This is a genomic window from Pseudophaeobacter profundi (assembly GCF_029697505.1).
Taxonomy (GTDB): domain Bacteria; phylum Pseudomonadota; class Alphaproteobacteria; order Rhodobacterales; family Rhodobacteraceae; genus Pseudophaeobacter; species Pseudophaeobacter profundi.
The window spans coordinates 1-277 of record NZ_JARJEF010000228.1 but is presented as its reverse complement, the minus strand read 5'-3'; the positions used below and the strand labels follow the sequence as shown (position 1 = coordinate 277).

General features: G+C 56.7%; 1 protein-coding gene. It reads left to right on the top strand.

The features are described from left to right. Window positions 1-277 (top strand): molybdopterin-dependent oxidoreductase (locus P2081_RS20820; RefSeq protein WP_278924692.1); only part of this gene is annotated, 277 nt, incomplete at both ends.

The following is a 277-nucleotide window of genomic DNA, read 5'->3' as shown; positions in this document are numbered from 1 at the left end:
CAGGCACCGACCTGCGCAGCAACTACCTGCTCAACACCAAGATTGCTGGTGTGGAGGAGGCCGACTGGATTCTATTGATCGGAACCAACCCGAGGTTTGAGGCGCCTCTCTTCAACGCGAGGATCCGCAAGGCGTACGTTCACAATGAAGCTAACGTCGCTCTCATCGGACCTAAGGTGAACTTGACGTATGACTACACCCACCTGGGGGACTCCCCTGCGGTTTTGGAGAAGTTGGTCAGTGGGAATCACGAGTTCAGCCGAACCCTGGCCAGTGC